This window comes from Tardiphaga sp. vice304 (assembly GCF_007018905.1).
Classification (GTDB): Bacteria; Pseudomonadota; Alphaproteobacteria; order Rhizobiales; family Xanthobacteraceae; genus Tardiphaga.
The window spans coordinates 3,503,112-3,529,950 of record NZ_CP041402.1 but is presented as its reverse complement, the minus strand read 5'-3'; the positions used below and the strand labels follow the sequence as shown (position 1 = coordinate 3,529,950).

At 59.6% G+C, this 26,839-nt stretch carries 35 protein-coding genes and 1 tRNA gene; 31 read left to right on the top strand and 5 right to left on the bottom strand.

The features are described 5' to 3' along the window. The first annotated feature begins 104 nt into the window (after positions 1 to 104). From FNL56_RS16740 to FNL56_RS16730, 3 genes are all read left to right on the top strand, one after another. Entirely contained in the window at positions 105 to 311 is a 207-nt protein-coding gene (locus FNL56_RS16740) for a hypothetical protein (RefSeq protein WP_143574026.1), read from the top strand. A gap of 201 nt (positions 312 to 512) precedes the next feature. Next, on the top strand, positions 513 to 713 hold the full coding sequence (locus FNL56_RS16735; protein WP_143574025.1) for a hypothetical protein: 201 nt from the start codon (positions 513 to 515) through the stop codon (positions 711 to 713). A gap of 88 nt (positions 714 to 801) precedes the next feature. Further along, positions 802 to 999 carry a DUF3606 domain-containing protein gene (locus FNL56_RS16730; RefSeq protein ID WP_143576205.1) on the top strand — a complete coding sequence of 66 codons (198 nt, stop codon included), beginning with the start codon at positions 802 to 804 and terminating at the stop codon, positions 997 to 999. A gap of 75 nt (positions 1,000 to 1,074) precedes the next feature. On the opposite strand, the gene FNL56_RS16725 is transcribed toward FNL56_RS16730, so the two are convergent. Beyond that, positions 1,075 to 1,635 carry a hypothetical protein gene (locus tag FNL56_RS16725; RefSeq protein ID WP_143574024.1) on the bottom strand — a complete coding sequence of 187 codons (561 nt, stop codon included), beginning with the start codon at positions 1,633 to 1,635 and terminating at the stop codon, positions 1,075 to 1,077. Between FNL56_RS16725 and FNL56_RS16720 the strand changes: the two genes are divergently transcribed. The 22 genes from FNL56_RS16720 (at position 1,634) to FNL56_RS16615 (ending at position 16,675) form a co-directional block, all read left to right on the top strand. Then, positions 1,634 to 1,873 (top strand): hypothetical protein, encoded by a 240-nt coding sequence (locus FNL56_RS16720; RefSeq protein WP_143574023.1) that lies wholly within the window; start codon positions 1,634 to 1,636, stop codon positions 1,871 to 1,873. The two genes, FNL56_RS16725 and FNL56_RS16720, sit on opposite strands and share 2 nt — an antisense overlap. 75 nt (positions 1,874 to 1,948) lie before the next feature. Continuing rightward, positions 1,949 to 2,710 (top strand): SIR2 family NAD-dependent protein deacylase, encoded by a 762-nt coding sequence (locus FNL56_RS16715; protein ID WP_143574022.1) that lies wholly within the window; start codon positions 1,949 to 1,951, stop codon positions 2,708 to 2,710. Between the two features lie 191 nt (positions 2,711 to 2,901). Further along, complete coding sequence (locus FNL56_RS16710; protein ID WP_143574021.1) at positions 2,902 to 3,567, top strand: cold-shock protein; 666 nt, start codon at positions 2,902 to 2,904, stop codon at positions 3,565 to 3,567. Positions 3,568 to 3,747: 180 nt separating this feature from the next. Next, complete coding sequence (locus FNL56_RS16705; protein WP_246661005.1) at positions 3,748 to 4,170, top strand: DUF192 domain-containing protein; 423 nt, start codon at positions 3,748 to 3,750, stop codon at positions 4,168 to 4,170. Positions 4,171 to 4,227: 57 nt separating this feature from the next. Next, positions 4,228 to 4,304: transfer RNA gene (locus tag FNL56_RS16700), tRNA-Pro, on the top strand. 273 nt (positions 4,305 to 4,577) lie between these two features. Next, on the top strand, positions 4,578 to 5,801 hold the full coding sequence (locus FNL56_RS16695) for a phage portal protein (protein ID WP_143582186.1): 1,224 nt from the start codon (positions 4,578 to 4,580) through the stop codon (positions 5,799 to 5,801). Further along, a complete protein-coding gene (locus FNL56_RS16690) occupies positions 5,798 to 6,127 on the top strand; it encodes a gene transfer agent family protein (protein ID WP_143582185.1) in 330 nt (109 codons plus the stop codon). Before FNL56_RS16695 ends, FNL56_RS16690 begins: the two co-directional genes overlap by 4 nt. Continuing rightward, positions 6,078 to 6,626, top strand: coding sequence for an HK97 family phage prohead protease (locus FNL56_RS16685; protein WP_368039311.1), 549 nt, complete (start codon positions 6,078 to 6,080; stop codon positions 6,624 to 6,626). Before FNL56_RS16690 ends, FNL56_RS16685 begins: the two co-directional genes overlap by 50 nt. Further along, the gene (locus FNL56_RS16680) at positions 6,623 to 7,777 is read left to right on the top strand and encodes a phage major capsid protein (protein ID WP_143582184.1); all 1,155 of its coding nucleotides are present in this window, start codon (positions 6,623 to 6,625) and stop codon (positions 7,775 to 7,777) included. Before FNL56_RS16685 ends, FNL56_RS16680 begins: the two co-directional genes overlap by 4 nt. Before the next feature lie 22 nt (positions 7,778 to 7,799). Beyond that, positions 7,800 to 8,234 (top strand): hypothetical protein, encoded by a 435-nt coding sequence (locus FNL56_RS16675; protein ID WP_143582183.1) that lies wholly within the window; start codon positions 7,800 to 7,802, stop codon positions 8,232 to 8,234. Positions 8,235 to 8,238: 4 nt separating this feature from the next. Then, a complete protein-coding gene (locus FNL56_RS16670; RefSeq protein ID WP_143582182.1) occupies positions 8,239 to 8,841 on the top strand; it encodes a phage tail assembly chaperone in 603 nt (200 codons plus the stop codon). Next, on the top strand, positions 8,841 to 9,191 hold the full coding sequence (locus FNL56_RS16665; RefSeq protein ID WP_143582181.1) for an HNH endonuclease: 351 nt from the start codon (positions 8,841 to 8,843) through the stop codon (positions 9,189 to 9,191). Before FNL56_RS16670 ends, FNL56_RS16665 begins: the two co-directional genes overlap by 1 nt. A gap of 9 nt (positions 9,192 to 9,200) precedes the next feature. Next, entirely contained in the window at positions 9,201 to 9,587 is a 387-nt protein-coding gene (locus tag FNL56_RS16660) for a hypothetical protein (protein ID WP_143582180.1), read from the top strand. Positions 9,588 to 9,603: 16 nt separating this feature from the next. Next, on the top strand, positions 9,604 to 9,888 hold the full coding sequence (locus FNL56_RS16655; RefSeq protein ID WP_143582179.1) for a head-tail connector protein: 285 nt from the start codon (positions 9,604 to 9,606) through the stop codon (positions 9,886 to 9,888). Between the two features lie 17 nt (positions 9,889 to 9,905). Beyond that, the gene (locus FNL56_RS16650) at positions 9,906 to 10,289 is read left to right on the top strand and encodes a DUF3168 domain-containing protein (protein WP_210245404.1); all 384 of its coding nucleotides are present in this window, start codon (positions 9,906 to 9,908) and stop codon (positions 10,287 to 10,289) included. After that, positions 10,289 to 10,606 carry a phage head closure protein gene (locus FNL56_RS16645; RefSeq protein WP_143582177.1) on the top strand — a complete coding sequence of 106 codons (318 nt, stop codon included), beginning with the start codon at positions 10,289 to 10,291 and terminating at the stop codon, positions 10,604 to 10,606. Before FNL56_RS16650 ends, FNL56_RS16645 begins: the two co-directional genes overlap by 1 nt. Then, on the top strand, positions 10,603 to 11,004 hold the full coding sequence (locus FNL56_RS16640; protein ID WP_143582176.1) for a phage terminase small subunit P27 family: 402 nt from the start codon (positions 10,603 to 10,605) through the stop codon (positions 11,002 to 11,004). The genes FNL56_RS16645 and FNL56_RS16640 overlap by 4 nt, the downstream gene beginning before the upstream one ends. Next, positions 10,970 to 12,580, top strand: coding sequence for a terminase large subunit (locus tag FNL56_RS16635; protein WP_143582175.1), 1,611 nt, complete (start codon positions 10,970 to 10,972; stop codon positions 12,578 to 12,580). The genes FNL56_RS16640 and FNL56_RS16635 overlap by 35 nt, the downstream gene beginning before the upstream one ends. Beyond that, the gene (locus FNL56_RS16630) at positions 12,577 to 12,978 is read left to right on the top strand and encodes a hypothetical protein (protein ID WP_143582174.1); all 402 of its coding nucleotides are present in this window, start codon (positions 12,577 to 12,579) and stop codon (positions 12,976 to 12,978) included. The genes FNL56_RS16635 and FNL56_RS16630 overlap by 4 nt, the downstream gene beginning before the upstream one ends. Next, positions 12,971 to 13,324, top strand: a complete 354-nt coding sequence (locus tag FNL56_RS16625) for a gene transfer agent family protein (RefSeq protein ID WP_143582173.1) — start codon at positions 12,971 to 12,973, stop codon at positions 13,322 to 13,324. The genes FNL56_RS16630 and FNL56_RS16625 overlap by 8 nt, the downstream gene beginning before the upstream one ends. Next, entirely contained in the window at positions 13,324 to 15,567 is a 2,244-nt protein-coding gene (locus tag FNL56_RS16620; protein WP_143582172.1) for a hypothetical protein, read from the top strand. Before FNL56_RS16625 ends, FNL56_RS16620 begins: the two co-directional genes overlap by 1 nt. Before the next feature lie 454 nt (positions 15,568 to 16,021). Further along, positions 16,022 to 16,675, top strand: a complete 654-nt coding sequence (locus FNL56_RS16615; RefSeq protein ID WP_143582171.1) for a hypothetical protein — start codon at positions 16,022 to 16,024, stop codon at positions 16,673 to 16,675. An 81-nt stretch (positions 16,676 to 16,756) separates the two neighbouring features. Here the strand turns inward: FNL56_RS16615 and FNL56_RS16610 are convergent, their stop codons facing one another. Next, complete coding sequence (locus FNL56_RS16610) at positions 16,757 to 17,848, bottom strand: toll/interleukin-1 receptor domain-containing protein (protein ID WP_143582170.1); 1,092 nt, start codon at positions 17,846 to 17,848, stop codon at positions 16,757 to 16,759. Positions 17,849 to 18,300: 452 nt separating this feature from the next. Here FNL56_RS16610 and FNL56_RS16605 point away from each other — a divergent pair, with 452 nt between their 5' ends. Beyond that, complete coding sequence (locus FNL56_RS16605) at positions 18,301 to 18,480, top strand: hypothetical protein (protein ID WP_143582169.1); 180 nt, start codon at positions 18,301 to 18,303, stop codon at positions 18,478 to 18,480. A gap of 303 nt (positions 18,481 to 18,783) precedes the next feature. After that, on the top strand, positions 18,784 to 19,023 hold the full coding sequence (locus FNL56_RS16600; RefSeq protein WP_210245403.1) for a hypothetical protein: 240 nt from the start codon (positions 18,784 to 18,786) through the stop codon (positions 19,021 to 19,023). A 238-nt stretch (positions 19,024 to 19,261) separates the two neighbouring features. On the opposite strand, the gene FNL56_RS16590 is transcribed toward FNL56_RS16600, so the two are convergent. Continuing rightward, a complete protein-coding gene (locus tag FNL56_RS16590; protein ID WP_143582167.1) occupies positions 19,262 to 19,510 on the bottom strand; it encodes a hypothetical protein in 249 nt (82 codons plus the stop codon). A 156-nt stretch (positions 19,511 to 19,666) separates the two neighbouring features. Between FNL56_RS16590 and FNL56_RS16585 the strand changes: the two genes are divergently transcribed. After that, positions 19,667 to 20,710, top strand: coding sequence for a DUF4062 domain-containing protein (locus tag FNL56_RS16585; protein WP_143582166.1), 1,044 nt, complete (start codon positions 19,667 to 19,669; stop codon positions 20,708 to 20,710). An 82-nt stretch (positions 20,711 to 20,792) separates the two neighbouring features. Here FNL56_RS16585 and FNL56_RS16580 read toward each other — a convergent pair whose 3' ends face one another. Further along, positions 20,793 to 22,574, bottom strand: a complete 1,782-nt coding sequence (locus FNL56_RS16580) for a site-specific integrase (protein WP_143582165.1) — start codon at positions 22,572 to 22,574, stop codon at positions 20,793 to 20,795. A 262-nt stretch (positions 22,575 to 22,836) separates the two neighbouring features. Between FNL56_RS16580 and FNL56_RS16575 the strand changes: the two genes are divergently transcribed. From FNL56_RS16575 to FNL56_RS16565, 3 genes are all read left to right on the top strand, one after another. Continuing rightward, positions 22,837 to 23,289, top strand: coding sequence for a ferritin-like domain-containing protein (locus FNL56_RS16575; RefSeq protein ID WP_143574019.1), 453 nt, complete (start codon positions 22,837 to 22,839; stop codon positions 23,287 to 23,289). A gap of 75 nt (positions 23,290 to 23,364) precedes the next feature. Then, complete coding sequence (locus FNL56_RS16570; RefSeq protein ID WP_246660690.1) at positions 23,365 to 24,888, top strand: L,D-transpeptidase family protein; 1,524 nt, start codon at positions 23,365 to 23,367, stop codon at positions 24,886 to 24,888. 164 nt (positions 24,889 to 25,052) lie between these two features. Then, positions 25,053 to 25,358, top strand: a complete 306-nt coding sequence (locus FNL56_RS16565) for a hypothetical protein (RefSeq protein ID WP_143574018.1) — start codon at positions 25,053 to 25,055, stop codon at positions 25,356 to 25,358. Positions 25,359 to 25,432: 74 nt separating this feature from the next. Here FNL56_RS16565 and FNL56_RS16560 read toward each other — a convergent pair whose 3' ends face one another. Beyond that, positions 25,433 to 26,635 carry an OpgC domain-containing protein gene (locus FNL56_RS16560; protein ID WP_143574017.1) on the bottom strand — a complete coding sequence of 401 codons (1,203 nt, stop codon included), beginning with the start codon at positions 26,633 to 26,635 and terminating at the stop codon, positions 25,433 to 25,435. Between the last annotated feature and the right edge of the window lie 204 nt (positions 26,636 to 26,839).

Below are 26,839 nucleotides of genomic sequence, written 5' to 3'. Positions count from 1 at the left end.
CTGGCGAATTCGATGGGCGATTGCGCACAGCGTTTGAATCTCGCCGTGCCGATCGGTTATAGACGGGCGATCGGGGCGGGCCCCATTGGGTGCAGGGGGACGGCATGGACAAGCAGGCGATGCGCGCGGAAGCCGAGCGGCTGATCCGCGAGACGATGGAGCGCAAGAAGCTGGTCGTGAAGCAGGGTGACACCCGCATCATGGCGGTGTGCGGCAAGTGCGGCGCGCCGAACAAGGTGACAGCGCCCAAGGGCGTCGCCCGCGTCGATTATGTCTGCAAGGAATGCGGACACAAGCAGCACACGCTCTGAAAACGAGAAAGGACGACGCTCACGCGCAACTTTGCTTTGGCAATTGCGCGCCGATCGGCCATCATTCTCGCAAGCTGGCGCATGGCGTCATGCAGAAAATCCGGGAGCGAAACCTTAACGAGTGGGCAGTTATAAGATGCTGCCGGGTGTTGGGGATTGGTGATGCGTACGTGGCTGTTGGGTGTTGCGGGATGTTGGCTCGTGGCGACGCCGTCGCTGGGGCAGACTATTCGGAGTTCGGAACCGTTTTTGCTGGCGCCCTATGAGGTCGCGCTGGTCCAGGATGGTTCATGTTCGATCGGCCAGGTCCTTAAGGTGACCGGCGCGATCCGCGGCCTTCGCCGCAAGAAAATCTGCATCCCGATCGGCGCCATCCAGGCGTCCATCGACGCCGACCGTTAGACGGCATTCGAAGCATTCGGCCAATTCGCCTTTAAGCATTGAGCGACCGCGGGCTTGGCGGGCGGCGCAGCGTTGTTATCCTGCCGTGATGATCCTGCTGGTGCCCGTATCCACTGTCTTGGCGTCCATGCGTGGCGTGCAGCCGGCGCAGGTGATCGATTCCGCCGATGCCTCGCAGCGCGATTACTGGGCGTACCGGCTCAGCGTGTCATCGCAGGATTTGAGCGCAGCCATTGAAGAAGTCGGCCCGTCGGTCGCAGCGGTGCGCCGGCATCTCGGCAAATAGCGCAAAAGCGAAAGCCCCGCCGGGGGAGGACGGGGCTTTCTGAAGTTAGAGCATTGGGGGAAGACTGCTCCGGCCTTACAACCGGCCGCTGCCAGGTTCGTTCCCGAGGCCGCGGCGAATTTTTGCCTGCATGGTTTCGTAATAGGCTTCGCGCTCCGCGTTCATCCGGGCCTGGCGGGCGCGGAACGCCGCCACCCGTTGCTGGATGTCGGTCCGCTCGGAAGCTGGCGGCCGTCGGACCGCCGGCGGCGCTGCGGTTGCAATCGGCACCGGCGTCGAACCAGCGTCCGTTGCCGGCGCCACGGTCAACTTCTCCGCCGGCGCTGCGGCTGCGGCGATCGGCTTAACCCTGTCCCGTAGCAGTCTTTCGATATCCCCCGAGGTCGGAACCTGCGGATGCGCTGCGGCGACCTGCTGCACGAATGCCTGGGTCTGCGCCATCAACCGGTCACGTTCTTCCATCCACGATGGCATGCTGCTCACCTCAAGCCCTGGCTGCATTTCAGCGAATCGACATCCGGACGTCAATCCAAAACCCCCGGCGTGGATAATTGCAGCTGCACCTGCCTCGGCTTTGCCTTGGGGCTTGCGGCGCAGGCGGCTTGCCGTTAGCCCAAGACAAAGGGAGAACATCATGGCCAAAATCGATCTGGATCAGTTGAGCATCGAAGAGCTCGCGACGTTGCGTGATCAGGCCAGCGACAAGCTGGCGGAGAAGGTGGCGGCCCGGCAGGCCGAGCTGGAAGCCGAGCTCGAAAAGCTGGCGCAATACGGCAAGTCGGTGAAGAAGTCGCAGGCCACGCCGGTGGCGAAGCCGAAGAAGGACGATGGCGGCAAGGACGAGCCGTCCAGGGGCGTTCCGGACGCGGCCTGACGCCCGATACGCGGCCGGTGACACCCACCGGCGGCGCTGCGCGTTAACACCGTCCAACAGCCAACGGATTTCCCGATGATAGCAGCGGACCTGCGCAGCGGCGTCGAACGGCTTGGCGACATGATCGCGCAGGCATCGACCATCGTGCCGTTCACGGGGGCGGGAATCTCCACCGAAAGCGGCATTCCCGACTTTCGCTCGCCCGGCGGGCTGTGGACCAGCAACCGGCCGATCCCGTTCGATGAATTCGTCGCCAGCCAGGACGCCCGCGACGAAGCGTGGCGGCGTCGCTTTGCGATGGAAGCCACCTTCGCCGCAGCCACGCCGACGCGCGGGCACCGCGCGCTGGCGGCGCTGTACAAGGCCGGCAAGATCCCCGGCCTCATCACCCAGAACATCGACAATCTGCACCAGGCCTCTGGTATCAAACCCGCCGACGTCATCGAACTGCACGGCAACACGACCTATGCAGGCTGCATCGGCTGCACGAAGCGTTACGAACTGGCATGGGTGAAGAGCGAATTCGATGCCAGCGGGCATGCGCCAGACTGCACGCGGTGCGGCGAGCCGGTGAAGACCGCGACGATTTCGTTCGGCCAGCAGATGCCGGAAGATGAAATGCAGCGCGCGGCCGACTTGTCGGAACGCTGCGACCTGTTTCTGGCGATCGGATCCTCGCTGGTGGTCTGGCCGGCGGCAGGATTTCCGCTATTGGCGAAGCGCTTTGGCGCCAGGGTGGTCATCATCAACAACGAGCCGACCGATCAGGACGAGCACGCCGATCTCGTGCTCCGCTTCGACATCGGTGAAACGCTGGGACCGTTCGTAGGTAATTGAATCGCGCTGATTCGTCATCGTGCAAGGTTGTTCATAGCCGCAATCGCGTTCGTTTTTTGTCTTTGCCGGGCAACCGACAGTGTTATCTTCGGCTGCGAGATTCGCGACGCGTCATCATGAATTGTCATCGATGGGCACGCGGGGGCGCTGTCATATCAGACAGCCCGCACATCATTGTGGGATCCGGGGTCATGGGGTCGGACGGATTTGAGTCCAAAGGGTCGGAGGGCATGATACCGGGTTTTACCGGTTCATCCAGGACGTCGCCGACAGAATTTAACGCGACTGATGACCGTCATGCGCTGGACCCGTTTGTGGGCCTGGGCGACGGTGCGGCGGCGGATCTGGTCGAGATCAGCGGCGTGATCAAATGGTTCGATGCCTCCAAGGGATACGGCTTCATCATCCCGGACAATGGCGCTGCCGACGTGCTGCTGCATGTCACGGTGCTCCGCCGCGACGGCTACCAGACCGCCTATGAAGGCGCGCGACTGGTGGTCGAATGCGTGCAGCGGGCGAAGGGCTATCAGGCCTTCCGCATCGTCTCGATGGACGAGTCGACCGCGATCCATCCGGCGCAGATGCTGCCGGCGCGCACCCATGTCAGCGTGACACCGACCAGCGGGCTGGAGCGGGCGCAGGTGAAATGGTTCAACCGGCTGCGCGGTTTCGGCTTCCTGTCGTGCGGTGAGGGCACCCCGGACATCTTCGTCCACATGGAGACGCTGCGCCGTTTCGGCATGACCGAGTTGCGTCCCGGCCAATATGTGCTGGTGCGCTTCGGGCCCGGTTCCAAGGGCATGATGGCGGCCGAAATCCAGCCGGAAACCGGCGCGCCCGGCCTGTCCTCGCACTGATCCTTTATTCGTGATGGCTTGCGCCGCTATCACGCGGCTGTGCGTATCGGTGGCTGGTATTTGTCACCGCCGTCAGGCTAGGGTCGCGCGCCCGGCGCCTGGTCCGGGTTTGCCTGGATAGCGTTCATGAGCCTGCTGCGTTCTTCCCGCCTTCGCGCCCCGCTATTGGCTGCCGCTGCCATGCTGGCCTGGCTCTTCGCCGCCGGCCTCTCGCAGGCCGCCGAGATCCAGCCGCTGGAGATCGTCACCAAGGCCGGCGTGAAGACGTTCACGGTCGAGATGGCCAAGACCGAGAAGGAACGCGAGACCGGGCTGATGTACCGCACGGAACTGGCCGACGGCCGCGGCATGCTGTTCGATTTCAGCCCGGAGCAGCAGGTCTCGATGTGGATGAAGAATACCATCCTGTCGCTCGACATGATCTTCATCGGCGCCAACGGACGCATCCTGCGCATCGCAGAGAATACCGAACCGCAATCGCTGAAGATCATCTCCTCCGGCGGCCCCGCCAAGGGCGTGCTGGAAGTGGTCGCCGGCACCGCCAGGAAGTACGGCATCGCCCCCGGCGATCAGGTTGTGCATCCCCTGTTCGGCAAAAAATGAGGGCAGGGCAGACGCGCCTTGCTGGTCCGCCCTTAAGCGTGTATCGACACCGAACGTCGGGGTATAGCGCAGCCTGGTAGCGCGGCAGTTTTGGGTACTGCAGGTCCAAGGTTCGAATCCTTGTGCCCCGACCAGTTACGTTAAAGACGAGCAATTTCAATCACTTAGGTGGTTTTAGGCCTCTTAAAAACGGCGCTACTCGTAACAGTTCGGCGTGTGCCACTTGCGGGTTGCGACTTAATCCAAACACAATTCAACGATAGAATTTTATCACACCACATTTTGACCTAGTTCTGGAAATCCCAGCGGGTCAGTCGGCGCTAAGCCATTAGGTGTCATCCCGACGGACCGAAGCGTGTCGCGTCAGCATCCGATCATTTCAATGCTGATGAAAAGACACCCGATCTATGTCCGCGACCCGGCAATCCCTCGCGTCACGATTCCAGAAATTTGTAGGCCTTGAAACCAAGGCTGGTCTCGCTTCGCCCGACGCGGCGTTGTTCGAGCTGTTCGGCGCGTTGCCATCGGCGTCTGGCATCCGCGTCACGCCCCTGACCGCCATGACCTGTGCGCCGGTCGCCTGCGCCGTGAACGCGATCTCACAGGCAATCGGTCAGCTTCCAATTCACGTCTACCAGCGCGGCGCTGATGGCTCGAAAGTGCGCGCGCCTGAGCATCCGGTGTCTCGCCTTTTGCACTCGGAGCCAAATCCATGGACTCCAGCTTCGAAATTCAAAGAGGAACTGGTCCGAGATGCCTTACTCTACCGTCACGGCGGCTTCGCTGAGATTGTCCGCGTTGATGGCGGAAAGCCCTTTGAGCTGATCCGCATCAATCCAGAGACCACGCCCGTCACTGTCGGCATGTCGCAGGACGGCCCGGTCTACAGCGTCCAAGAGAGCGGCAAAGCGCGGCCGATCGATCGCCAGAACATCCTGCACCTTCCGTCGCCGTCACTCTCCGGCATGGGCTTGGCGCACGACGCACGCGAAGCCATCGGCCTCTTGCTCGTTCTGGAGCGCCACGCCAATCAGCTGTTCGCTAACTCGGCACGCCCCAGCTCCATTCTGACCGTTAAGGGCACCGGCTCCGTTCCGCCGTCTGCCGATATGCTTGCCAAGATCAAAAACGCTTGGCTGGCGGCATTCGGGAACGGCAAGTCGGGCGGCGCCGCCGTACTTCCTTCAGAGGTTGATTGGAAGCCCGTCACGTTGTCGTCGGTAGATGCCGAATTTTTATCCACCTTCCGTTTTTACATTGAACAGGTTTCTCGCCACTTCCGCGTCCCACCGCACATTCTCTACGAGCTAGGCCGTGCGACGTGGGGAAACTCTGAGGAAATGAACCAGCAGTTCCTCGACGGCACGCTAATGCATTGGATTTCGGCGTTCGAAGGCGAGGTGCGCCTCAAGCTCTTCGACCGCGAGGAACGCGATACTTTCTACGCTGAGTTTCTGACCGATGGATTTGTCCGCGCTAATTACAGCGCGCGCATGGAAGGCCTTTCAAAAGGAATTGCGGCCCGTTTGATCAATCCGAACGAAGCCCGTGCAGTGCTCAACATGCCTCCATACGTCGGTGGCGATGAATTTTTCAATCCGCATGTACAGACTGCGGCAGTCGCGTCATGACAGACACGTCGCACTCCGCATACTTCGGCGATGCCGAATACACCTTCAAGTTCACGCCTGAATTACTGTTCGAACTGGAGCGCAAAACAGGCGCCGGGATCGGTCAGCTTTGCACGCGCGTCTTTGCGAACGCCTTCACTCATACTGACCTCTTAGAGACTATCCGCTTGTCGCTGGTCGGCGGCGGCGTCGCACCGAAACGCGCCGACGAAATGATTGCGACTTACGCCATCGGCCGGCCGCTCTTAGAAATTCAGCCGCTCGCCACCGCCATTCTTGAAGTTCTTTGGCTCGGCAAACCGAAGCATGAGGCCAAGCGTGGATAAGCTCGAAATCAAAGCGACGCTGTCGGTAGACGACGCCGGCACAATTACCGGTATAGCTTGGCCGTTCGGCTCGGCCGACAGCAGCGGCGACATCATCACCAAAGGCGCGTTTGCGTTTGCCGTCACCTCGATGCCGATGCTGTTCAATCACAGCCCGAACGATCTGGTCGGCACTTGGGATGAAGTAGCAGAGACCAGCGAAGGGCTGATCGCCAAAGGCAAGCTGCACATGGAGCAGCCCCGCGCCCGCGCGGTGCACGGCATGATCAAGGGCGGTCTCGTTAGTGGGCTGTCGATCGGCTTCAAGACAAAAACAGCGACCAAGCAAGGCCGCAACCGCATCATTTCCGCGCTCGACCTTTTCGAAATCAGCATCGTCCGCGACCCCATGCACAAGCGCGCTCGAATTTTGAGCGCGAAATCCGACATCACGGCAAATGCCGAGATCGCCGCCGTCATCATCCGCGCCTCGGCAACGCTTCGAAAGGACTACCTGTGAAAAATTCTGCTCTGGCTCTCGAGTTTAAGGACGACGATACCGACCCGGTAGCCGCCGTGACCGCTGCGCTCGCTGGCTTCAAGACCGAGCTTGACGGCCGGCTGTCGGCTATGGAAACCAAGGCGTTCGACCCGGCCGCATTTGCGAAGCTGGTCAGCCGCATCGATGGTGTGGAAGCCAAGGCGAACCGTCCCGGCGTCACCGGCGACAACGACAACGACGACGCCAAGCTTGAAACAATGGCGTTCGAAAGCTACATGCGTCGCGGCGACCGCGCCGACGAACTGACCCTCAAGACGTTGCGCGTCAGCAATGATCCGCAGGGCGGCTACTTCGCACCGCCGGAAATGTCGACCGAGTTTCTGAAGAACCTTGTTCTGCTCTCGCCGGTGCGCGGCATCGCCAGCGTGCGCACGACCGGCAGCCCGTCTGTCATCTATCCGGCTCGCACCGGTGGAACGAACGCCAAGTGGAAGGGCGAGCTCCAGGAGTCGGAAGCCTCCGAACCGTTGTTTGGTCAGGCGGAAATCGTCGTCCGCGAGGTCAACACCTTCACGGACATCAGCAACCAGCTACTTGCTGACGGCGGCGGCGCCCCGGAACGCGAGCTTCGTGAAGCCCTGTCGGAAGACTTCGGCGCGAAGGAAGGCACCGCGTTCGTCAATGGCGATGGTGTCATTGCTCCGCAGGGCTTCATGACCCATCCCGACATCGCATTCACCGCAAACGGCCACGCGACGAACCTGAGCGCCGATGCACTGATCACGCTCATGTACGCGATACCGGCTGTCTACCGCGCCAACGCTGTCTGGGCCATGAATGGCAACACGGTCGCGGTCATCCGCAAGATGAAGGACGGTCAGGGCAACTACCTCTGGCAGCCATCGTATCAGGCTGGTCAGCCGGAAACGATCCTCGGCAAGCCCGTGGTTGAACTGCCCGACATGCCCGATGTCGGCGCCGGCCTGATGCCGATCGCTTTTGGCGATTTCAATCTCGGCTATCGCATCATCGATCGGCTGGACCTCTCCATTCTGGTCAACCCGTACACCCGCGCGACCGAAGGCGTCACCCGGTTCCATGCGACCCGTCGCACCGGCGCTGGCGTCATTCGCCCGGCCACCCTCCGCAAACTCAAAATGGTCGCTTAAAGCACCAGTTAGGACGACCACTATGCGCGACAATCTCCACAACAACGCCTTCCGCGTTGCCATCTCCCCGCCGGCAGCCGCCGTCGCGGACAATACCGCCATCGTCGGCAACTGGATTGATCGGCTGGGCTTCGAAGCCCTGACGTTCGGCATCCTGACCGGGACGCTGGTAGACGTCGACGCCACCTTCGGCGTTCTGATCGAAGACGCCAACGCGACGGACCAGTCCGACGCGGCGGCGGTATCCGACATCGATCTGATCAGTCAGACCGATGGCGTTGCACCGGAAGTCGCTGCTGGCTTCTCGTTCGCCGCCGACGTTGCCACTCGCAAGATTGGCTACATCGGCGTGAAGCGCTTCGCCCGCATCACTGTGACGCCCGCCGGCAACACCGGCGCCGCCCCGATCGCTGCTGTGGCTGTTCTCAGCCACGCCAGCCAGCGCCCGGTAGTTTAAGCAAATGCAGCTCGCAACAAACGACGTAGAAATAACCGTAGGCAGGGAAACCCTATTTCTGCGTCCGACGTTGCGGGCTGCCTTCCGCTTGGAGCAAAAGTACGACGGCTTCGACAAGCTGATCCGTGCGCTCTTCACCGGCCGCCTGTCGGCCTACGGCGACGTGATCAAAGAAGGGACCGGCCAGCGCTCAGCACTGACCGACTACCTCGACAACGCGGGCGACACCCCTCTGGCCGTCAGCCTCGATTTACTGGTCGGGCCGATGTGCGATTTCATCGTCAGCCTGACGGGTGACGCTGAAGCCGCTGTAGAGGCCAGCAAGGGCTCGCCGATCTCATTCAAGGAATATCACACCCGGCTGTTCCGCATTGCCACCGGCTGGCTCGGCTGGTCACCTGACGAGGCATGGAACGCCACACCGGCCGAAATCCTCGAAGCCTATCAAGGGCGCACCGAAATGCTCGCTGCTGTTTTCGGCGGCAAGCAGGAAGGCGGCGACAAGACGCTCGACGCGACAAAGGGTGAAGTAAGCGGCGCTGTCCGCGCCGAACTCAATGCTCTTGGCGACCTGACAAACACGACTATGGCTGAGGTGCGAGGCTGATGCCCATTCGTGCGCCTCGCATCTGTAGCTGTGGCAACCGCATCGCCGGCAATGCCGTGTGCATCTGTCGCCAACGCGCCAAGGCTGAGGCTGACAAGCGGAGGCCATCAGCAGCAGCACGCGGCTACGACGGCAAGTGGCAGCGCGAAAGCAAAGCATACCTCGCACGGCCTGAGAACGCTCATTGCTCGTGCGGCTGTGGTCGCCTCGCGAACATGGTCGACCACATTATTCCCCATCGCGGCGACATGAAGCTGTTCTGGTCGCGCTCCAATTGGCAGCCGATGGCAGCATCGCCTTGCCACAATAGCCGCAAGCAATCTCTCGAACGTCAAAACTCCAACCATTAGGATTATGAAATGGCAGCTATTCGCCTTCTCAAACACAAAGGCCACACCGATACGATCGCAGGTTGGGCCCGGCGGCTCGGCATGAACCCGGATACGCTACATCGTCGTCTCTTCAACGGTTGGACTATCGAGCGCGCCCTGTCGGCTCCAGTTCGTCCCCGTAGAGAACTTGGACGTGTGAAGGCGAAGCGCGGTCAGGTGATTTCGCCAGGCTCAATGATCGCAACCATGAAGCGTAACAGCCTCGCGGAGCAACGCGAGCTAACTCGTCTTCTTCGACAATTTAGCCGCGACTTCGCAATAATAATGCAGCGTTCGATGGGGCGGGGGGTGGTCGGCAACCTGCCGGCCGATGCCTCGGACCGGTCCCTCTCCTCGACGCAAGAGCGGACCTAATTGGAGTTTTTCTGAAATGACGATCTCGCTCGCCGACCTCAAGGCCCATCTCAATATCGCCTCTGACGACGATGACGACTTGCTCGAAAGCAAGCTCACGGCAGCCTCGGAATGGATCGCGCGTTACACCGGCGTGCCAGTGGACGCGCCCGACACGCCGGCACCGTTTGACGAAGCAACCCGGCAGCTCGCGGCCCATTTGTTCGAGAACCGTGAGGCTACGCTTGTCGGCGTGACGGCTCAGGCGTTGCCGTTCGGTTTCCTCGACCTGCTTAATCCATACCGGGAATGGGCATTTTAATGGCTTATGAGCCGTCTTTGGCCATTCAACAGGCCGTTGGTGCACGTCTTGCGGCGTCCGCTGCCGTGACCGCACTGGTCTCAGCAGACGGCATCTTTGACCGCAGCGGGCGCCCTGAGCTGGACCGTTGCATCATCATCGGTGAAGGGCAGTCGGTCTATGACGACTTCTACGGAACCGCCTATGCGACGTTGCATGTCTGGGTGAAGGAAGCCGGCCTCGCGACCTCGAAAGAGATTGCCGGCGCCTGCCGCGACGCCCTGAAGGATCGCCCGTGGTCTCTCGCGGGATTCACAAGCCATGATCTCCGGGTGACGAACACCCACTTCATGCGCGATCCCCAGGGCGAATACTCTCATGGCGTCGTCACCGTCCGCGCCATAGTGCAGGAGCGCGCGTAATGAGGGCGGGCGACCTAACTGAGACCATCACGATTGAACGCGCCGGCACCGCTCTGGACGCGAACCGTGCGCCCGTTGAGACATGGGCGCCGCTGGCGACTGTCCGCGCCGGCATCGTCACAGCCTCGACGGAAGAGTTTATGCGTGGACGCGGCGCGTCGTCTGAGACCTCAATCGTTTTCCGTCTTCGATTTATGGAGGATCTATGCCTCGCTGACCGAGTGATTTACTACGGCGACGCGTACAATATTAAAGACTTGCGCGAGCTAGGCCGCGCCCGTGGCCTCGATATCCGCGTCGAGCGAGCCGGCCCATGAGGGGCGTGAAGCCCGCTATCGTTGTTGCGGGAACCATCTACAGGACCCCTTCGGCTCCGGCTTGGCTGTCCCGGCTTGGTAAAGCCGAATGGAAGAAAGTTGCGACCATTCTGGTTGAGCGCCGGCACCTTACCGACGCTGACCTTGGCACGCTCGCGGCTTATGCCGACGCCGTTGCTCAGCTCGCGGAATCTACCCAGATTGTGAACCGGGAGGGCATGGTCATCGAGACCAAGGCCGGCCTGCGAAAGCACCCCGCCATTTCAATTCAGATGAACGCCCGGAACCAGATTCGTCAGCTCGCCGTTGAGCTGGGTTTGACGCCGGTGTCGCGCTCGCGCCCCTCCATTAGGGAGGACGGCAATGCTGACGACGACTTATCCCCATTGGCTCTATGATGGTTCGGCCATCGATGATCCGCTCGGCTTTGGCGAGCGCGCGGTCGAGTTCTTCCGCCGTCTCAAACACCCCAAAAGCCGGCTGCCGAACAAGTCATTCCAACTCGACCCGTGGCAGGAGCGCATCGTTCGGCGCATCTACGGCCCGCGCAAGCTCGACGGCTCCCGTATCGTCAGCACGGTCGTCATGCTCCTGCCTCGCGGCAATCGCAAAACGTCCTTCGCGGCCGCGCTCGCGTTGCTGCACACCATTGGACCTGAAAAAGTGGTGAACGGCGAAGCCATCTTCGCAGCAAGCGATCGGCAGCAAGCCGGCATTGGCTTCAAAGAAGCGCTCGGCATTGTACAGGCCGAACCCAAAGTGCTGTCTAAGCTAAAGGTCTATGACGCGCACAACTCGGCAAAGAAGATCGTATATCCGCGCGGCGCGACGCTGGAAGTCATCGCGTCGGAGGCGGGCGGACAGCACGGTCGCACGCCGGCATTCGTCCTGGCTGATGAGCTTCATGTTTGGCCGAACAAATATCTATGGGAAGCCCTGACAACGGGCCTCGACAAACTCGACGACCCGCTGCTGATCGTCGCCACGACCGCCGGTCGCGGGCAAGAAAACATTGCATGGGAGATTGTCGAGAACGCCCGCAAGGTCGCGCGCGGCGAGATCGACGACCCTTCTATCCTGCCGGTCTTGTTCGAAGCGGACCCGAAGTGTGACTACGCCGACGAAAATGTTTGGCGTAGCGTCAACCCCGGCAGCGCGCACGGCTACCCCAGCATTGAAGGTTTCCGGCGCCACGTTCGCCGCGCGAAGAACAGCCCCAGCGAGCGCGACAGCCTTCGACAATTGAAGCTCAATATCTGGTTGGAAAACAGCACCAGCCCGTTTGTCGATATGGCGATCTATGACGAAGGCAGCGCGCCGGTCGATCCAGAAGTCTGGCGCGGCCAGCCGTGCTGGATTGGCGTTGACGTGTCGAAAACGACCGATTTGACGGCTGTCGTCGCCTGTTTCAGGCAAGATGACGGTTTCGTTGTGCTTCCGCAGTTCTTTTGCCCGGAGGACAATATCCTCGCTCGCTCTGAGCGCGACGGCGTCAACTATGTCGAGTGGGGCAAAGAAAAGCTGATCACGCCGACGCCCGGCAATGTCATCGATTACGTCATGGTCGCCGACGCCATCATTGCGCTGTGCGAACGCTATGAGGTTCGTGAAATCGGCATCGACGTCACATATGCGCAGGCCATCATCGCCATCCTAACCGAACGCGGCCTGCCGGTTGTTATCCTACAGCAGGGCTGGAAAACTCAGTCGCCGGCCTTGAGCGAGCTTGAGCGCGCCATCATCGGCCGCAAGTTCCACCATGGCGGTCACAAGGTGCTGCGCTGGAATTTTTCGAACGTCGTCATCTATACCGACAGCAACGAGAACCGCACCATTCACAAGGGCAAATCGACCGATCGCGTTGATGGTGCGTCGGCGACATGGATGGCCGTTAGCCGCGCCGCTGCCGGCAACAGCAATCTCTCGTTTTTGAATGATCCGAACGTCACGCCGGAAGACATGGTGCTGCCATGACCGCTGACGAACTCCAGACCTATCTCGCAAGCATTCCCGACAAGGTGCTGAGCGAAGTTGCCGACGTGCTGCAACAGCAAGCGAAACGGTTGTCGGATGCTCAGCGCGCCGCATTGCAGGGGCAGGAAGCGACGCCCGCCGAAACCGGACATCTTGAACAGAGCTGCCGCGTCGAAACGGGAGAAGATCCGCTCGACGTGCATGTCATCGCAGGCGGCGATCTGACCGAAACCGAAGTTCGGACCGGCAGCGGCGAGCCCTATGACTATGCGCTCGGCTTCGAGTTCGGAAACAGCCGGCAAGCCGCGCGACCTTTTTTCTATTCGACTTACAGAGCAATGAAATCAGAAATAGACACCGCGATCGCGGAAGCAACCCAGAAAGCCCTAGATGACTGACACCAACACCACGCCTAAGCCTATGATCTGGGCCGGCGGCGAGCACGCCTTTTCCCTCAATCACCCTTGGGTGCGGAACTCGCTAAATCTGCGGGGCTTGGCTGGAGACTACGGCAGCACACCGGCGGCGTGCTTCAAGCGCTTCGAGCAGGGCATCTTCAGTTCGGCAGACGTGGAGCGCGTCATCTTGCTCGGCTTGATCGGCTCTGGCCTCTCTTCCAACGAGGCCGAAGCGCTGGTCGATAAGTTCGTCCGCACCCGGCCGGTATTGGATAACAGCGCGACCGCATTTTCGGTGCTGGCGACGCTGTTCACCGATGCCGCAAGTCTAGGGGAGGCCGCGTAATGGCTAAGCGTCCTTCGCTCGATATCGCGCTCGGCTCGCCGGACATTGAAGCCTTCAAGTCCAAAATGTCGGAAGCATCAAACCACGTCGGCACGGTCGCCCGCCAAATGGCAAAGCGGTTCCTCGACATGAACGACGACCTCAAAGCCGGCTTGCTGGCATCCGCGTCGACTATGGCGCTCGGCATGGTTGGCAGGATTGCGCTTGTGGTCGGCAGCTTCAAGCTGATGTCCGATGCGATCGGCGCCACGCGCGAACAGCTTAAGGAGATGGTCGCTATCGCGGACAAGTCGCAAAATCTTGGCCTGTCACCGGCGTTTTTCCAGTCTTGGATGACGGAATCGCAAAAGCTCAAATTAGAGGTCGGCGACCTTGAAGGCGCGCTGTCGAATGCTTTCAACGCAACGAAAGAAAAGTCGCCGGTCGACGTGGCGAAATGGGAGACCGGGAAGGAAGAGATCAACGGCGTCGAGAAAGCGCTGAGGGTCTATAACGCGACTGTCGCGAAAGCCGCTGGGGTTCAGCTCGACGGCCTTGTCATGTTCCGCGATGCCGATACGCAGGAAAAGAAGATCCTCGCGGTTCTCGCCGCGATGGTCCAACTGGAAAGCATCGGTCAAAAGGCGGCGGCGCTCGACCTTGGCGAGAAAATGTTCGGTTCGCAGTTTGTCGACCGCATCCGGCAGGGCAAGACATCGGCGGAAAGTATGCTTTCCAGTATGAACGCCGCTGCCGCTGCATCGGACTTCATCTTCTCGAACGATCTGGTCGTTCGAGCCAAGGCCGTAGACGAGCAGCTCCAGCTCGCCGAAGGCCGGCTAACCCGCTCGCTTAAGCCGACCTTCGAAGATTTGGCCGGCACCATCCTGACGATCAAGGGCTACTGGTCGGACATTGTCGACTTGATCGGCAAGGCTGTCGAGGTCACGAATAGGCTCGGCATCACCAGCGAGACGGCACGTAAGAAAGATGAACTCGCGGCGGTCAACACTGCGATCAAGAATGGCACTGGCATATGGGGCGTTCCGCAGGTGCCGGAAGCCGTGACCGGCGCGCTCGGCATGATCTCCCCGCAGGAACGGCTTAGGCAGCGCCGCGACCGGCTGCAAGGCGAGATCGAAAGCGCTGAGCGGCAGCCCAACACATTCCCCGAACTGCCGAAGGCGTCACGCGGCACCGGCGCCGCACCGACGTTGAAGCCTACCGGTGACACCGGGCCGGACAAGCTCGAAACCGCGACAGACGGCATCGCGAAGCGGACGGCAGCCCTCCAGGCCGAAGCCGCCGCGATCGATCTCGGCACGGAAGCGCGGGAACGTGCAAAGGTCACGGCTCAGCTCGAAACGATCGCCAAGCAGGCGAACGCCGCTGCCGGCAAGGGCGAGAACCTTGTCACCGACGAACAGCGCCAAAAGATTGACGAGGTGGCGGCGGCTTATTCGAATGCCGCTCAGGCGATGTCTAAGGCGAAGGTCGCGAGCAGCATCAAGTTCGACGGACAGACCGCCATGCTCGATCCGTCTGACGTGGCGATCGCCCATCAACTCCGCGACATCTACCCGAACGTTGCCGCGGCGCTCGGCAGCGTCGAGGCGGCAGCCATGCGTGCGAACGAAGCCATGAAAGGCATCGCCGGCACTATGTCGTCCACCATGACGGCCGGGCTGACCGACATCCTCGACGGCACAAAGTCCGTCAGCGCTGGCTTCGCCGACATGGGGAAGGTGATCCTCCGCGCGCTGGAGGAGGCGATGATCAAGGCGCTGATCGTCGGGCCAATCATGCGCTCGCTTGGCGGCGGCTTCGGCTTCTCCACCGGCGGACTTGTCGGCGACTTTATCGGTCCCGTTCTCGGCCATGCTGCCGGCGGCATGATCAGCGGCCCCGGCACCGGCACTAGCGACACCATTCCAGCGCGCCTTTCGGCCGGCGAGTTTGTCGTAAAGGCGTCGGAAACCGCAAAGCACCGTGCGCTGCTCGAAGCGATCAACGGGGGCCGTATCCCCAAGTTTGCAGACGGCGGCGTTGTAGCCGCTCCTGAGGCCGGCTCAGCGCCTATCGTGGGCGGTCAGACGACAATCGCGCCGACGATCAACGTCACCGTAGCAGGGTCGGCCGGCGCATCACCGAAAGATCATGCCGCGATGGGTGCCGCGATCGCAAAATCAGCCGAACAAAGTATGCGAGCGATGATCATATCTGAGCTACGGACCCAAATTCGACCCGGCGGGATACTGCGATAAGGCACACCGGGACAATATAGCGAGCAGCGCGTCAGCGTTGATAAGGTTTCTTAGGCGACGTCGATAATAAAATCGACCGGTCTTGCGCTCGATAATTTACAATGAGCTTGAAACAAAAAAGGCCAGCGCCCGACGCGCTGACCTCTTATTCAAAGGAGCCTACCGCATGTCCGTGCGTTCGACCCGCCACGATTCTAGTGCCAAACATTCTCAAGTTCAAGCAGGACGTGTCGTTCGGCCCGTTCGCCGAACCTACCCAGAAATTGTCAATTCAGTAAAATCTAGGCGTACCGTTTCGCTGTTCTGTGACGCTCACTTCATGCAGCAACTGCAGGCACATTCTGCATCAAGCGCAAGTGCCAAACCGGTAGGGACTTCAGTTAGTATATCCCACCCCCTTTCTACTGATCTCTCCACACCCTCTTTAAGCCTAACCCACCCCGTGGACGCCTCAGTGTTCAAGCGTCGTTCTAAGCAGGCTCCATGGTGGAAATCTCTTAATGGTGGCGAACCTCTCTCCAAGCCGGCACGCCAGTACAAAAAGCCGGCGGCGTGGCGTGACATCACCGACACCCTTCATGTCCACTATCTCCACCTGGCCCTTACCACGATGGGTCCGGTCTATTCCTTCAGCTTGAATCTGAGGAGCGACATAGAAGTCCGTGCGCTCGCTCAGCCCGCTTCCCTTGATTGGCTACGTCGGCGACTGGTAAGGCGCCTGACGACTCTCCTAGGGCGTCCTGTGGCCCTCTACGTGGTGGCCGAGGAAGAGGGGCACCGGCGCCGGCTTCACCTCCATGGTGAAATGCAGGTCAACGCTGACGAAGTCGTTACGGCAAGAGATGCCCTTCGGCTCGCGGGCGGCGAATGGGATCAAGCACGCCAGCACCAGTCCCACACTCAATGCGATCCTGATTCCGGCTGGGCTGGTTACGTCGCAAAAGAGTTTTGGCGCTTCGGCCCGATTGTTCGGCCTTGGCTGACGGCGCTAAATTCCAGCTACCGAGTCCGGTTCAATGGCGGGCAGGTGTCGCGAACGATGTTGCTTGGAGGACTTGCCGGCAAAATCTACCGAGAGCACCGAGCGCTAATTACCGAAGCGATCTAGTCCTTTCGGTACGCTCGCGGAAAGTCATGGCGTCTTCGTGCCAGACCTCGTCTCTATGATAATAATAATAGATGACGTTAGCTAAAACGGGAGGTCATCGTCCACATTTGTAACTACTTCTATGTTTCGGCCGTTCACTTTAATCGACTTTCCGGTTGCTTTTTCGAGGAATTTTTCTAGGCGACGGTTTTGGTTCGTGAGGTAAATGCTGTTGTGCAATTGATCGTTATTTTTGAACCCGGCTTGTATAGAAGCGAATTGCGCATCGTCTAAAAAGTCAACGAAAGACTGCAAGGTGTTAAATCGATCTCGGGCTGCGTCCCAATGCGGGGCCGCTAGAAACGCTGAAAGCAGCATTTCGTGAAATCTGGTTTTTTGGCCAAGGTTATTGGCTATAATGTCGATAATTCTTCGAGCTGTCTCGCTCGGCTGATTTGCTCTCCCCTTCATTGCTTGTTTATCTGCAATAAATCCAATCGGGTCTTTACTATCCACTTTTACGGTAATTATAGGGATACCCTTGCCCAGGGCATATCCAACCTCTTGATTTGTCCAGGCGCTGGCGTGGAAATCGTCGGTGAGGAACACCAACATTAGCTCCATCGTTGCAAGGCCCTTTTCGATTTCCCGTTGCCATGTAGACATAGGTTGGATGGTGTCATGGGCAACGAAGGCGCTCACACCGTACTGTTCCAGACAATCAGCAAGCGCCCGGGCATCGATTTTTTTTGTATCCCTGTGACTCACAAAAAGGCGAACGAAGCCCTTTTTCCAGAAAGCCACGGTGTCAGGGTTTACTGCCACGACGCTGGCCAGATTAGTTGCTCGCTGAAAGTCAGGATCGGCTTCGTCCGCCAATTCGATTATTACCGCTTCGACATATTCATTTTCTATCGCAGCCGAGCAGACGTTTAAGTCCTCCTTCAGGCGATTTGCGATGTTATTCTGTTCGGCGAATGGGATCCTGCTTAAGACGCTCTCCGGCAGAAAAAGCAGAACGGCGTGACCGTATGTGCCGCCGTTCCAGCCGTCTGCGGTGATCTCTTCGTTTATCGCGATCTTTGCAGACTGTATCAATTCGTGGTCTAGAACGCGACCGGCACGCACATACTCCAAGTCCAGTCGGCGAAAGTAAGACGGCAGCTTCGAAGGCAGATAATGCTTGTTAGACACGGCGTGATTCTTTTCCTGAGGTCATGGCCCTGCAAGCGACGTGCACCGCCTGACTGTGCACTATTTATGCACGGTTGTTTCCCCGGTGAGCTGCACGGTTAATGCACGGTCAGATGCATGGTCAGATGCATGGTTATTTTGCGGTATTATCGGGCGCTTAGTCCGACCGTGCAATGGGGATCAGACTTGTCGGACTGATCGGCATTGGTGAAACTCGGAAGCCATGCCTGCCGCACCTTTCATAAGGCGCGGGCTCCACAGTCACCGGTGAATGCCGAGCGAGGATCGATGACAGCAGAAAATAACATCTGATATCGAGTTGCCGCTCTAAATTGGTCCGTGCACTCAAAGTAAGTCAGTGTTGACTTATTGTCGTTTGAAAACAACCACTTGCCAACATTCATCGAAAGTGCGAATCGACTTGGGCGGGCTTTGCCGCTTAGGGATTTGGAATGACCACTGAAATCTATATCGGCACGGCTCGATTCCAACGCATCGCAGCAGCAATCGCAGCACTGGAGCCGTGCTGGTTTTCCGGCGTGGTGACGGCCGATCAAGTTAAGCTGGCGCTCGGCGAGCATGGTGACATCTGGCCGGATAGCATTCGGCGCGACGTGGATTGCGCGGTATGATCCGGCTTTCTGTGCTGAGCGTTACCGCTTGTCTTTTAGCCGGTTGTGCGGCCCCGCATCTTTCGGAATCACCCACGGACATGCGCGGCGTTGACCCGGTCAAATACGCTGCCGATCTCGCGGCTTGCCGCGCAGAGAAGGAAGCGTCTGGGCCGATCTGGTTCGGGGCACCGATCGCGCGCTGTATGCGAGCGCGTGGGTACACCGTCCACCAGAACCTAGCGTAACTAAGTACGATTGACTTGCAATATGATTACCCTCGCGCTTTAGATGCGCGGGGGACTTTTTATGAAATTGGATTCAATGCGGTTACGCGTAGCTTTCTTCGTCGCAGTGCCGCTAATGCTGGCTGGCTGTGGCGGCGGTCATGATCGCTATGCGGCGCCCGGCATCGACACGCGGAACCTGGATCAGGCGAAATACAACAACGACCTCGCGGACTGCACCCAGCTCAAGAAGGACCACGGCTTCGTCGGCGACGGCGGGATGATCGGCGATTGCCTGACGCAGCGCGGCTACAGGGTCACTGACCCCAAGGGCTAATTCGGGAATAATCAATACTGCGGCCGCCTGAGCAATTCGGGCAGCCGCGATATTGCCTTTGCTATCTTCCTTGCTTCCTCTCGCGACAAGTGATCGCCGGCGTATTGATAGCGTCGCGCGTGTAAGTCTTCCCGGTGAGGCACGGTCAGCAGGAACAGCCCGGAAGCGTCCCGCACCGTGAATCCTCCATCATCTTCGGCCATCGTCCACGGCGCTGGAAACCGGCGTAGGTTGTCCATCACGCCCTACGGGATGCAGGGGTGCCGTTGATTGCTTTGTTAGTGCCGGGGTATTTCCGGCGCTGTTCGCCGACCAGCGTGTCCCGCTCAGCCACCAGCCCGTCTACCTTCTCCTGCATCCGCGCGAGCAGGGTTTCCGCCGCGCCAATATCGATCCCGGCACGCTGTAGCCGGAGCATGTCCTTTCGCTGGCGCGTTATCTGCCGCCGCATGTGTTCAATTTCATTGCGGGTTGCGTCGAGTCCCATAGCCATCGTCCTGATTACGATTTATAAGAACGAAACAAGAACGCAGAGTCAAGCGGCGCGCGTAACGCCGCGGTGTTCATTTTCTTACGCGGGAAGTACCTGTCGGTCCCTTGCACCATTCGGTGTCTCACGCTCTAGTTGCGTGGGGAGATTCCAATGCAAACCAAGTATCAAATTTTCGTATCATCGACATTTCGCGATCTAATTGACGAGCGCCAAGATGCATTAAAATCGATACTCGATTTGGGTCACATTCCGGCTGGGATGGAAGGTTTCCCGGCTATTGATATGGAGCAGCTCAAATATATCAAGAAGGTTATCGATGAATGTGACTACTACGTTTTAATCATTGGCGCTCGCTACGGCTCGACTGGAGTCGACGGAATAAGCTTTACTGAAAAAGAATACGAGTATGCGGTTGAATCGGGCAAGGTGGTCCTAGCATTCGTGCATGAAGATACGTCAATTTTGCCGATGGCAAAGGTTGAGACTGATCCTGAGGCTGTCGCAAAACTTGCCGAATTTCGATCACGGGTGGTGACCGGCCGAATAGTCAGGGAATGGCAAAATCGAGAGAGCCTCAAATACGCGATCTTGACCTCCTTAGTTGCGGCAATCTCGGAGCAGCCTGCAGTAGGGTGGATTAGAGCAAGCGCCGCAGCGAGTGAAGACCTGCTGGCACAAATCAACGAGCTTCGACTCCGCAACGAAGAGCTTCTCAAGTTAACGTCTCGGCTGAAAAGCGAACTGAAGCCGCAGATTGGTAACATCGCCTCTCTCGATGCTCCATATCAAGTGCAGCATTATTATTTAGATAGAGGTGCGCATCGAAATGGTTATTCAACAATGACGTGGAGACAAATTTTTTCTGGAGTTGGTCCAGACATTGTCAAGCCAAGATCTCCGGCAGTCATTGCAATAAGCTTGTCAAAATTCATGGAGGAGAAACGGTTCTCCAGCAGGAAAGTATTTCTCCAAGCCGCGACGGTAAATCAGATCAAAATACAATTGTCCGCGCTTGGCTTGATACGTAATTTTCAGGGAAACAATACGGAAGGTGCAATCAGCGAATGGATTCAAATTACAGAACTCGGAAGTCGGATTCTGTATGAGACGATGGTTATCAAGGCGTCCGGCGCCAACGTTGTCGATGATGAATTAGCATCATCGGACTTGCCTGTTGCCGTTGTCGAAGAATGAAATGAGTTCGCCAAAACCGGATGGGAACAATGGAACGGTTAAGAAGCGAGATAGGCATCTACCATATTGTCGCCCCGCATCATTAGTTTTCCAAAGAAGGAAACGACACCGCCTCAATCATCTTGACGCGCTCGCTTAGGATGCCTTCAGGCAGGTTGCCATATCGCCCGGTCATCGTCTCTTTCGCATGGCCTAGTATAGGACCGCCAAACTGTTCGTCTAGATAGCCACAGCGGCGGAAAGCATCGGCCATGCCGTGCCGTAGGCTGTGCACGTTGACCGAGCTATCGACCTTAGCGCCGATTTTGCGAAAGTAGCGGTTCAAAAAGCGGGAAGGGGTTGCCGAGTAGAAGCCTCGAATATCGGGCTGCAGTTCTGGAAACAGCCTCGCGTGACCGAGCGCAACCATGGCGCTGTGATAGTCAATCAAGCCAAGCCTGATCAGCTCTCTATGGATCGGGACGACGCGCTGTGACCCGGCTGTTTTAGTCGACTTGGAGATTGAGCCTTCGCGCGTGATATGAAAAATCCAAACGCCGTGCAGTAGTCGAACATCGGCCGTCAGAAGCTGAGCGATCTCACCAAGCCGGGCGCCCGTGTAGAGGCAGATGTAGGGAATCCAATATCGCCAGTCTCGAACCGCAATCTCGCCATGCAAATGCTCGCTACCATCGCCGGCACAAGTCTTGAAAAGCGGCGAGTGGAATATCGTCTTAAGCTGGCTATCCGAGAATGAAGAACCTTTTCTCTCGTCGTCAACCGACAGGAACATGCCGCGCATGGCGTCCTGCTCAATGTACTCATGGTTGAGCAGCCATTCAGCAAACCCCGCGATTGCCGACAGGTATTTGTTGATCGTATTTTGGCTGATGGTCGGCCTTTTGTGTATCGCGTTCGCTTCAATGATTTTGACGAACGACAGTCCGTCGAATGCTTTTATCGACAGAGCCTTCACCGGCCAGAGCGCCAGCTTGTGTTTCCAGTTTCTGACTGCCTTTTTATTGATGGCGGATACGTGCGAGGTGGCGCCGACAAAGTCGACGAACAGTAGCAAAATTTTGCGGTTCTGCTCCCAAGTGTCGGTAGTGACGCTGCCGCGCTTTTCGGCAGCGAACCGGTCATGAAGCTCCAAGATGGTCTCGCCCGGTGCCGCGAACCTTTTGCCAATGGTTGCGTCGGGCGGGCTGACCAACGGATCGGAGGGCGTTCCGCCCCAATTGCCCGAATCACGCTCTGCCGCCCTCAGTAGGTATTCCAATTCGGCCCGTTGCAGCCGTTGGCAGAGATCGCGATAGGCGAGGGTGCCCTTGCCGATCAGGAGCCGGTCGCGGGCGATCACGTCGTCTGCCGCCCATTCCGTTAGAGCCGTTTCACCGGATGCCAGGTGGTTGCGCAGCACCTTTATCCGAATCGCCCGCGAATCAGTTGCCGTCTGAGCCTCAGTGCTCATGACCTGCAGCTCTAGGGTTGCATCCAACTGGACCAGCGGGTCATCGGACCAAGCCACGGCCCCAGCGGTAATCTGGGTCTGCAACGCAACCTTGGCGTCTTCTACCATTTGGCCGGTCGCGATACCGGCTCTCTCTTTCGAGTCGTAGGTCAGGTCGGCCTCGTAAAGGTTCCAAGCGGCCAATTGCAAATCCGCCGCCGTCGGCTCCCGTCGCCTTCGCAACTCCGCAAATTCAGCGCGCCATCGAATCAGAACAGGCAGGACTTTTTCACGGGCCAGCTTTGGGTCACTGGTGCCCAGCGACTTCCAATATTCCTTCTTCATGACCACGGATTGGAGATCCGGCGGGACGCCCAAGCGTGCGTAATAGCGGGCGCTGCCCGACCGGCGGGCGATATTTGATCCGAGTGACATGGGAATCCCAGTAACACCAATTCGTAACAGGTACTCGTAACAGTTCTAAGAGCTAAGCCTATGTGGAGCAAGGGCTTATTGATTTTATTGACTTAATGGATGGGTATATTCGCATCCTTGTGCCCCGACCATGCTTCCGGCGGCCACGCCGTTGCGCTATAGGCGGCATCGCTGGCCGCGACGTTTTCTCCCATGGCTTTTTGTGATCTCCGCCGGAACCCGTTTCTTTTGTCGCGGTTACTGCCGTCAAAGGAGACCCGCTATGGCCCACACCCTTTCCAACGACCAGATCGATCAACTGAAATCGCTGCACACCGCGTCCATCGACGCGCGAAACGGATATCAGGAGGCTCTTGAGGACGCCGAGGGCCGGGGGCTCACGACGCTGTTCCGTGACATGATCGCCGTTCACAATCGTCATGCCGATGAACTGGGAGCCGCGCTGACGGACGCCGGCGAGAAACCCGATGAGGGCGGTTCGTTCATGAGCACGGTGCACCGCACGATCATGTCGGTGCGCTCGCTGTTCGACGGTCTGGACGAGAGTGTGCTGCCCGGCCTGATCGACGGCGAGGAGCGCAATGTCGGCAAGTACGAGGATGCCAAGAAGCTTGGCTTTCCAGCGTCACTGTCAGGCCATCTGGCGAAGCAGCGCGCCGAGCTGGTCGACAAGATTGCTGCGATGAAGGCCTGGAAGGTTCAGGCGGGGGTCTGACCGATCCGCAGTAGTTAACGATTGGTTGTGAATGTCGATCTACCGTCCCGCGTTGACTGACATGCGGGATGGATCATGAAGCGGACCCTGGTTTTGATGAGCGCCTTGCTGGCCCCGGGCGGCATCGAGGCCGCACCCGGCCAGGTTACCTCGGGCGGCCCCTTGGCGCCGCTGGCCGCCAGCGCACCTGCCGAACAGCCGTCGGCTCCGAGCGCCGCGCCTGCTACCAAGGCTGCGACGGTGCCGTCTGCCAAGCCTGCAGCAACTTCCAAACCCGCCGCAGTGAAGCCGTCTGGTACTACGGCGGCCATCCAGGCCGTGGTGAACGCGCCGGTTCAGCCCGCGGTCGCGCCGCTCGAACAACCGCCCGCGGCGCCCTCGGCTGCGGCCCCCGCAACAACACCGGCCAAGCCTGCCGACAAGGCGGCATCGAACGCCCCGGTCGCCACGCCGGAAAGCCGCTCGGCGGCCTTGCTCGCGCAATCCTCCGAGCCCACCTTCGATGCCGGATCCGCGCAGCGGATCGGCGAGGCGATCGACGCCTATTCCACGATCGCCAAACTCGGCGGCTGGCCGCAGATTCCGGCCGAGGCGAAATTCGCGCTGGGCAGCGCCGGCGCGCATGACGAGATGCTGCGGCTGCGTCTGGTGATGACCGGCGATCTGGCGCCGTCGGAAGCCAAGGGACCCTACAACGCCGGACTGGCTGCCGGCGTGAAGCGTTTCCAGGCGCGACACGGCCTCGCCACCACCGGGACGATCGGCCCGCGGACGCTGACCGCGCTCAACGTGCCGGTCGAGAAGCGGATCCAGCAGCTCGAGGCCTCGTTGCAACGCATCGCCGCGATCGGCTTCCGCTTCGGCCAGCGCTACGTCGTCGTCAATCTGCCCGCGGCCTTTGCCGAGGCGGTCGAGAATGACAAGGTGGTGCGACGCTACCGCGTCATCCTCGGCAAGGCCGACAAGCCGTCGCCGACGGTCACCGCCGAGATCAACAACGTCAATTTGAACCCGACCTGGACCGTGCCGGCCTCGATCACCAAGAACGAGATCGCCGCGCATATGCGCAAGGATCCGACCTATCTCAGCCGGTTGCACATGCAGGTGCTGGACTTCAAGGAGAACGTGCTCGATCCCGCCAGCATCGACTGGGCGGCGGAGAAGCTGCCGAACATCTTCGTGCGCCAGGAGCCCGGCTCCTGGAACGCGCTCGGGCAGTTGAAGATCGACATGCCGAACGCCTATGCGGTCTACATGCACGATACCAACCAGAAGAATTTGTTCAGCGAGGACGTCCGGTTCGAATCGCACGGCTGCGTGCGCGTCGACAATGTCCGCGATCTCGCGGCCTGGCTGCTGCAGGAGACGCCGAACTGGGAGCGCCCGCAGATCGACGCGGCGATCGCCACGGGCGTGAAGCAGAGCGTCAAGCTAGAAAAGAAGGTTCCGGTCGCCTGGATCTATCTCACCGCTTGGATGACGCGCGACCAGATCGTGCAATTCCGCGGTGACGTCTACGACCAGGATGCCCAGCTCGTCGAAGCGACGGCGGAAGAGAAGGCGTTCTTCGACCAGGCGGCAAAGAGCCGGACGAACTGAGGGGCGAGTGCCGCAGAGTCTTTCGTCGTATCTGGCAAGTTGACCCGATCTCCCCATGGTTCGGCCATGAAGTCCGCTCACGACGGTGCTGCTGCGCGACGCAGCCGCTCGTACGCAACCATTCGGTCGACCGCGCGTTCAAGATGCCCAACGAGGAGTTTGAAATGAAGTTGAAATTGATGATCGCCGGTTTGGTTGCGCTCGGCGGCGTGGCGGTTTCCACCGGTTCTGCATCCGCCATGCCAAACGGCCTGGCCTTGCAGGGCGGCGCGAGCCAGTCCGGTCAGGTCGAGCAGGTTCGCCTGGTTTGCGATGAATACGGTCGCTGCTTCCGTCGCCCGAACTACGGCTACGGTCCGCGCTACGGCTATGGCCGTCCGGGTCCGCGCTACGGCTTTGGCGGCGGCTACGGCGGTCCGCGTCGTGGCGGCTGGGATCGCGGCTACGGCTACGGCGGCGGTCGCTGGTAAGCGCACCTGAGTTTCAGACGGCGGGGAGGGCGGTTGCCCTCCCTTTTTCTTGAGCAGGTCGCTGCGAGCGATGCTCAGCCTTGCTTTGGATCGGTTGTCGCCGACGCGCTGGTCGCCGACGTCGTGGTCGCTGGCGCCACGGCAGCGGCCGGCTTAGGCAGCGGCTTGTCCTGCTTCTTGGACCACGAGATGTAATAGGCCACCAGCGTCATCAGCGCGAGGCCGGCGGCGCTGACGAAGATCTGCGAGGCCAGCGAGCCCGAGCTCATCATCAGCAGGAAGTGGCCGACGAAGGACAGGAACACGCCGACGCAGAATACGGCGAGCGACTGCTGGCCGCATTTGATCAGCGGCTGGAACACGCGCCATTCCAGCCCGCGCCATTCCTTGGGCACGAAGCGCGTCACGAAGAACGCGATGATGACGAAGTGCAGCACGCGGTACGGTGCGAGATTGGTCTTGTCGTTCGGGTTGAAGGCATCGAACAGCCAGTCCGGCATCATGTGGCCGTAGTCCGGAAACCGGCCGGCCATCGTCATCACCAGCGAAAACAGCAGATAGGCGACGCCGAAATACAGCAGCACCTTCGACTTGATTACCGAGCGCGATTCGACGGCGCCGCCGAGCGCGAACCAGGCGCCGAACACGAACAGCAACTGCCAGGTATAGGGGTTGAAATACCACTCGCCGGACGGATAGGCGGACAGGTTCCAGCCGAACTGCCGCGCGGCAAAGTACAGCGCCAGCGACCCCAGCATGGTGAGGTCCGGCTTGCGCAGCATCAGCCACAGCACTGGGGGAAAGAAGCCCATCAATATGACGTAGAGCGGCAGCACGTCCAGATTGAGCGGCTTGAACTTGAGCAGCAGGCCCTGGCTGAGGGTCTGGATCGGATTGTCGACGAGGCCGGCGACGTTGAATTCGTTGATGATGTCGGGGTCATTGTAGCGCTGCGCGACATAGCCGATGGCGGCGATATAGATCACGAACAGGATGACGTGGGCGACGTAAAGCTGCCAGACCCGCTTGAACAGCCGGGTCGCGCCGACGATGAAGCCGCGCTCCAGCATCATCTTGGCGTAGACGAAGGAGGCGGTGTAGCCGGAAATGAACACGAACAGATCGGCCGCGTCCGAAAAGCCGTAATTCCGGGTGGTGACCCAGTTGACGACGTTGTCCGGGATGTGGTCGAGGAAAATCGCCCAGTTGGCGATGCCGCGGAACAGGTCCAGCCGGAGGTCGCGGCCCTTCGGGGGGAGTGTGGCGTTTATTTCCATGAGGGCCGTTCGTGCTGATCGGGACCGGGCAATATCGGGCAATACAGCGAACTAAGCAGCTTCTTGCCCCGATTGTCACGACGCCGTGGAAAGAATATACCAAATCACAGGATCCGCCCGATGGCGGAATCGCAGGCAATCCGCGACGAATCAGTATAGTGGCGGCGCCGATTCTACCAATTCGGCGCAATGTCGCATCTCAAG